This window comes from Amycolatopsis halotolerans (assembly GCF_042647905.1).
GTDB lineage: Bacteria > Actinomycetota > Actinomycetes > Mycobacteriales > Pseudonocardiaceae > Amycolatopsis > Amycolatopsis halotolerans.
Genome location: NZ_JBHRWI010000046.1, coordinates 1 through 5,362, shown reverse-complemented (window position 1 = coordinate 5,362; position 5,362 = coordinate 1). Strand labels below are relative to the sequence as shown.

The following is a 5,362-nucleotide window of genomic DNA, read 5'->3' as shown; positions in this document are numbered from 1 at the left end:
GGCGCATCGCGGCGAGCGGAGCGGGCGGGTGGGCTGTGAAGGGCTCCTTGAGGGAATCAGGTTCCGTGAAGGAGCCCCTCACGGACCGGCGATGGTCGTGAGGGGAACCCTGAGAGGGTGTTTCGAAACCCGGTGGCGCGGTCGGGCGTTGGCTGTGATACCGGCGCGGCATGGCGTTCACCGGGCGATTGCGTGCAAGCTGCCGCGTAACACACGGATTCAGCGACTGACCACGCGGGTTTCGAAACACCCTCTGAGGGACTCTGAGTCCGTGAAGGTGGCCCTCACGGGCTTCGGGCGGGCGCTGCGCGCCGAAGGGGTGGACAATAAGGACATGATCAATGTCCTCGTCGCGCATGCGGGCAGGCATGGCGGGACGCGCGAGATCGCCGAGGTGGTCGGCGAGGAGCTGCGTGCTGCCGAGTTTGCCGTTGACGTGCGCGGGGCGGGCGAGGTCGACAGTGTCACGGGGTATGCGGCGGTGGTGGTCGGCAGTGCGCTCTACTACGCGCGGTGGCGGCCCGAGGCGGTGCGGTTGCTGGAGCGCAACACCGAGGCGCTGCGTGCGCGTCCGGTCTGGTTGTTCCACAGTGGACCGTGTGGGCCGGGTGCGAATCTCGCTCGGGTGAGTTTGCCCGCGCGGGTGACGTTGCTGGCGGCCGCGATTGACGCGGGGCGGACCGAGACGTTCGGTGGGCGGCTTGATCCGGCGCTGGCGGACGGTGTGGTGGAAAAGCTGATGGCGCGGGGCAATCGGGCGGGGGATTTTCGCGACTGGGACCGGATTCGGGCGTGGGCGCGCGACATTGGGCGCCGGATTCAGTCTCGCGTCGTGATCTGAGTTGGGTCAGGACGCGCCGAGTACTCGTAGCACCGTGGTGGACAGCTCCTTTTCGGCGTCCTCTGGCGAAAGCCGGCCTGCGTCGGCTTCTCCCGCGGCGGCGTGGCCCAGCTGGATGATGACCGTGACCAGCCAATCTACCGGGGGCTGACGGTCGAACTCGCCGGCGCGCTGCCCGCGTTCGACGATCTGTCGCAACCGGTCGGCGACTGGCTCGTGCTGCTCGCGGCCGTCTTCCGCGGAAGCGGGCGTCGAGCCGAGACGGCGCAGCAGCATCGGGTATCGCGAGGACGCTCGGCGGGCGGCCTCGAGGACCCGCAGGATCGCGTCTGCCGCTGGTCCGGTGTCCGGGCCCGCGGCGTCCATCGCATCGACGGCTTCTTCGGTGAGCCGGTCCAGCACCGCGGCCAGAAGTCGTTCGCGGGAAGGGAAATGGGCGTAGACAGTCTGGCGGGTGACGCCCGCCGCCGTCGCGATGCCTTCGACGCTCGCGTCCGGATCGGCCTCCAGTACGCGGAGGGCCGCGTCGAGGATGGCGGCGCGGCTGCGCTGGGCGTCGGCGCGGAGTTTCGACATCTCTTACACCTTGTCAAGGTTAGCTCAAACGGATATCTTACAGTGTGTCAGAGTTCATCTGGGAGGGTTCATGGACACGCTGGAACGCACCGATCCGCATGCTGATCCGAAGGAGTTCATCGCGCGCTTCTTCACATCGTTCACCGACGATCTGGTGCACGCCGACGAGGACGCGGCGACGGTGGTCGACCGCTATCACACGCAAGACGTCGTGCAGATCGCCGACGGGGTGCGGATCGACCGCGATCGGCTGGTCGCGCATTGCCGTCCAGTGCGGAAAAACCGGCCGGACAGCCGGATCGAAGTCCACGAGGCGATGGCCGACGGCGATCGCGTCGCCGCGCGGTACACGCTGCACGTACGCCAGCGAGGAAAGGAGCTCGAGATCGAGGTGTCGTTCTTCGGGCAGTTCGCCGCGGACGGCCGGATGCGCGAGGCGCACCTGCTGACCCGTTCGGCGAAAACGCCCGAGTAACCCGATTCCTCCGCTTTTGCTTGGTATGTCAGGGAGATCCTGAGTCCACATGCGACTCTTGCCTCGCCGCCACACCGGGTGTAGACCAAGCCGGTGACCGAAAACGCAGCCGGGGGCAAGGAAAAACGCAAGCTCAGCGCCGATCAGCGGAACTCGTTCCTCGCCGCGTGGCTCGGCTGGAGCATGGACGCCTTCGACTATTTCCTGGTCGTGTTCGTGCTCGCGGACATCGCGAAGGACAAGTCGTTCGGGGCCACCGCCACGCAGCTGGCGTTCATCACCACCGCGACGCTCGTGATGCGCCCGGTCGGCGCGCTGCTGTTCGGGCTGTGGGCGGACCGGTCCGGACGGCGCGTCCCGCTGATGGTCGACGTCCTGCTGTACTCGGCGGCGGGCGTGCTGTGCGCGGTCGCGCCGAACTTCACCGTGCTGCTGATCCTGCGGTTCGTCTACGGCGTCGGCATGGGCGGCGAATGGGGCCTGGGCGCGGCGCTCGCGATGGAGAAGATTCCCGTGGAGCGGCGCGGCTTCTTCTCCGGGCTGCTGCAGGCGGGCTACTCCGCCGGATACCTGATGGCCGCGCTGGCGTATCTGCTGTTCCACACCGCGCTCGGCCTGGAGTGGCGGTGGATCTTCGTGCTGAGCATCTTCCCGGCGCTGATCAGCCTGCTGATCCGGGCGCGGGTCAAGGAATCCGAGGTGTGGGAGGCGGCGCAGGAGAAGATGCGCGTCACCCGGACGTCGGTCAAGGACGTCCTGTTCAACCCGAAGGTGCTGCGCCGGTTCGGGTACCTCGTGCTGCTGATGACCGCGTTCAACTGGATGTCCCACGGCACCCAGGACGTCTATCCCACGTTCCTGAAAGCGACCGACCACGGCGGCGCCGGCCTGAGCGCCGCGACCAGCACGTGGATCGCCGTGTTGTACAACGTCGGCGCGATCATCGGCGGTCTGGTCTTCGGCTCGCTGTCGGAACGCTTCGGCCGCCGGATGACCATCGTCGGCGCGGCGGTGCTCGGCCTGCCGATCGTCCCGATCTTCGCCGTCGACCACGGAGCCGGGATGCTCGCGCTCGGCTCGTTCTTGATGCAGGTCATGGTGCAAGGCGCGTGGGGCGTCATCCCCGCGCACCTCACCGAAATGTCCCCCGACGCGATCCGCGGCTTCTTCCCCGGCGTCACCTATCAGCTCGGCAACCTGCTGGCCGCGCTGAACCTGCCGATCCAGCAGAGCATCGCCCAGTCGCAGGGCTACACGGCCGCGCTGCTGTGGACAGTGATCCCGGTGCTCATCGCGGTCGCCGTGCTGACCTCCCTGGGCAAGGAAGCGAAGTCCATCCGCTTCGGAGGGGAAGGCGCGACGACCGCGCCCGCCGGAACGTCCTGATCTTTCCCGTCCGCTGGTTCGGGCGGCCTTGCCGTCGAACGCTCGCCGATATATCGTGGGCATATCGGCGAGCGTTCGACGAAGGAGGACCACATGACGAGGACAGCAGGCGGAGGACACCTGTTCCGCGGCTTCGGCGGCCCGGAGCGTCCCGACGGACCCGGAATGCCGTTCGGATTCGGCCGTCCCGGACCGATCCGCCCTGGTGACGGCGGTCGAGGCATGCCGTTCGACCCGCGCGGCGGCGGGAGGGAGCGACATCCGGGCGGACCGGGGGAAGGACACGGATGGCCCAGGGGCGGCGGCCCGGGAGGGGAGCACGGCTGGCCTGGGCAGTTCGGCGGGCCGGGAGCCGAGTTCGGCTGGCCCGGTCACCCGGGATGGCACGAGGGCGAACCGGGCGACCGCCATGGCTGGCCGGGCGAACCGGGGGAGGGCCACGCGTACCCCGGCCAGCCGGACGAGCACTCCGACCAGGTGGGCCACCCCGGTCATCCGGGCGAGCTGCCCCACCATGGAGGCCGCCCCGGTCATCCGGGCGAGCACTCCGGCCATCTAGGCCACCTCGGTCAGCCGAGCGAGCCGCCCCACCAGGGAGGCCGTCCCGGTCATCCGGGCGAGCACTCCGGTCCCCTGGGCCACCTCGGTCATCCGGGCGAGCCGCCCCATCACGCGGGCCACCCCGGTGGCGAGGAAGCCTGGGACCACTCCGTCTTCGAAGCTCGCGGCGGCTTCCCGCCGGGACCTCCCGGTCCGCCTGGGCCTCCCGGGCCGCCGCATCGGCCAGGGTTTCCCGGATTTCCGGGGTTCCCTGGTTTCCCCGGGTTTCCCGGTGGGCCAGGCGGTCCAGGCGGATTCTTCGGCGGGCCACCCCGCGGCGGCCAACGCGGCCGAGGTCCGGCCCGCCCGGTACGTCCGGCCGTGCTCGCCCTCCTGGCCGAGGAACCCCGCCACGGTTACCAGTTGATGCAGGAGATCCGCCGCCGCACGAACGACGAGTGGCGGCCAAGCCCAGGGTCCATTTACCCGATCTTGCAGCAGCTCGAGGACGAAGGCCTCGTCCGCACCGCGGAGGAGGGCGGTCGGCGCGTCGCGCATCTCACCGAGGCCGGGCGTGAGCACGTTGCCGGGCGGGAGGAGGAGTTCGCCGAGCTCTGGGAGTCTCCGGAGCGCGACGAGGAACCTGGGGCGGACCGGTTCGCGGCGCTGTATCAGCAGATCGGCGAGTTGGGCGGGGCCGCGGCACAGGTCGCGCACGCTGGCAGCGAGGCGCAGTTCGCGGAGGCGCGCAAGGTACTCCGTGAAGCCCGTCGCCGGTTGTATGCGTTGCTCGCGGACGACGACTCCGAGGAATAAAACCCGCGGTGGATGAGTCCACAAAGGACTCATCCACCGGCGGTCACCTCGGGGCACAACCGGAGGTGGTCCGAGCGCGCGTGTCGGTTGTTGGACGGCGGCGCGGTGCGGCGGGTCCAATGCGGCCATGCCATCGTTTGTCCACCTGCACGTCCACACCGAGTATTCGATGCTGGACGGTGCGGCGAAGATCGGTCCCCTTTTCGCGGAGGCGGCCCGGTTGGGCATGCCCGCGGTGGGGATGACTGATCACGGGAACATGTACGGCGGGGACGAGTTTTTTCAGACGTCGAAGAAGCACGGGATCAAGCCGATCATCGGCATTGAGGCGTATGTGGCGCCGGAAAGCCGGTTTCACAAGAAGCCGGTGTTCTGGGGGCAGTCGAACCAGCGGGGTGCGGACGAGCTGGGCGAGGGCGGCGATGTGTCGGGTGCGGGCGCGTACACGCACATGACGATGCTGGCGGGGAACGCGACCGGGTTGCGGAATCTGTTCAAGCTGTCGTCGCTGGCGTCGATCCAGGGGTATTACCGGAAGCCGCGGATGGACCGGGAGCTGATCGCGGAGAACGCGTCGGGGATCATCGCGACGACGGGTTGTCCGTCGGGCGAGGTGCAGACGCGGTTGCGGCTGGGCCAGCGGGAGGCGGCGGTCCAGGCGGCGTCGGACTACAAGGACATTTTCGGCGCGGGGAATTTCTTCCTGGAGCTGATGGACCACGGGTTGC

General features: G+C 68.8%; 7 protein-coding genes. 5 read left to right on the top strand and 2 right to left on the bottom strand.

Annotated features, from left to right (window positions below; all coding sequences use genetic code 11):
• Positions 1-334: 334 nt before the first annotated feature.
• Entirely contained in the window at positions 335-841 is a 507-nt protein-coding gene (locus tag ACFORO_RS33440) for a flavodoxin domain-containing protein (protein WP_377874192.1), read from the top strand.
• A 6-nt stretch (positions 842-847) separates the two neighbouring features.
• Here ACFORO_RS33440 and ACFORO_RS33435 read toward each other — a convergent pair whose 3' ends face one another.
• Positions 848-1,417, bottom strand: a complete 570-nt coding sequence (locus ACFORO_RS33435; RefSeq protein ID WP_377874189.1) for a TetR/AcrR family transcriptional regulator — start codon at positions 1,415-1,417, stop codon at positions 848-850.
• 70 nt (positions 1,418-1,487) lie between these two features.
• Here ACFORO_RS33435 and ACFORO_RS33430 point away from each other — a divergent pair, with 70 nt between their 5' ends.
• Positions 1,488-1,892 (top strand): nuclear transport factor 2 family protein, encoded by a 405-nt coding sequence (locus ACFORO_RS33430; RefSeq protein ID WP_377874188.1) that lies wholly within the window; start codon positions 1,488-1,490, stop codon positions 1,890-1,892.
• A gap of 183 nt (positions 1,893-2,075) precedes the next feature.
• On the top strand, positions 2,076-3,278 hold the full coding sequence (locus ACFORO_RS33425; RefSeq protein ID WP_377874191.1) for an MFS transporter: 1,203 nt from the start codon (positions 2,076-2,078) through the stop codon (positions 3,276-3,278).
• Between the two features lie 555 nt (positions 3,279-3,833).
• Here the strand turns inward: ACFORO_RS33425 and ACFORO_RS33420 are convergent.
• Positions 3,834-4,232, bottom strand: coding sequence for a hypothetical protein (locus ACFORO_RS33420; RefSeq protein WP_377874187.1), 399 nt, complete (start codon positions 4,230-4,232; stop codon positions 3,834-3,836).
• 12 nt (positions 4,233-4,244) lie between these two features.
• Here ACFORO_RS33420 and ACFORO_RS33415 point away from each other — a divergent pair, with 12 nt between their 5' ends.
• Together ACFORO_RS33415 and ACFORO_RS33410 are read left to right on the top strand one after the other, a co-directional pair.
• On the top strand, positions 4,245-4,634 hold the full coding sequence (locus ACFORO_RS33415; RefSeq protein WP_377874190.1) for a PadR family transcriptional regulator: 390 nt from the start codon (positions 4,245-4,247) through the stop codon (positions 4,632-4,634).
• Between the two features lie 127 nt (positions 4,635-4,761).
• A partial coding sequence (locus ACFORO_RS33410) for a PHP domain-containing protein (RefSeq protein ID WP_377896707.1) occupies positions 4,762-5,362 on the top strand: 601 nt, incomplete at its 3' end.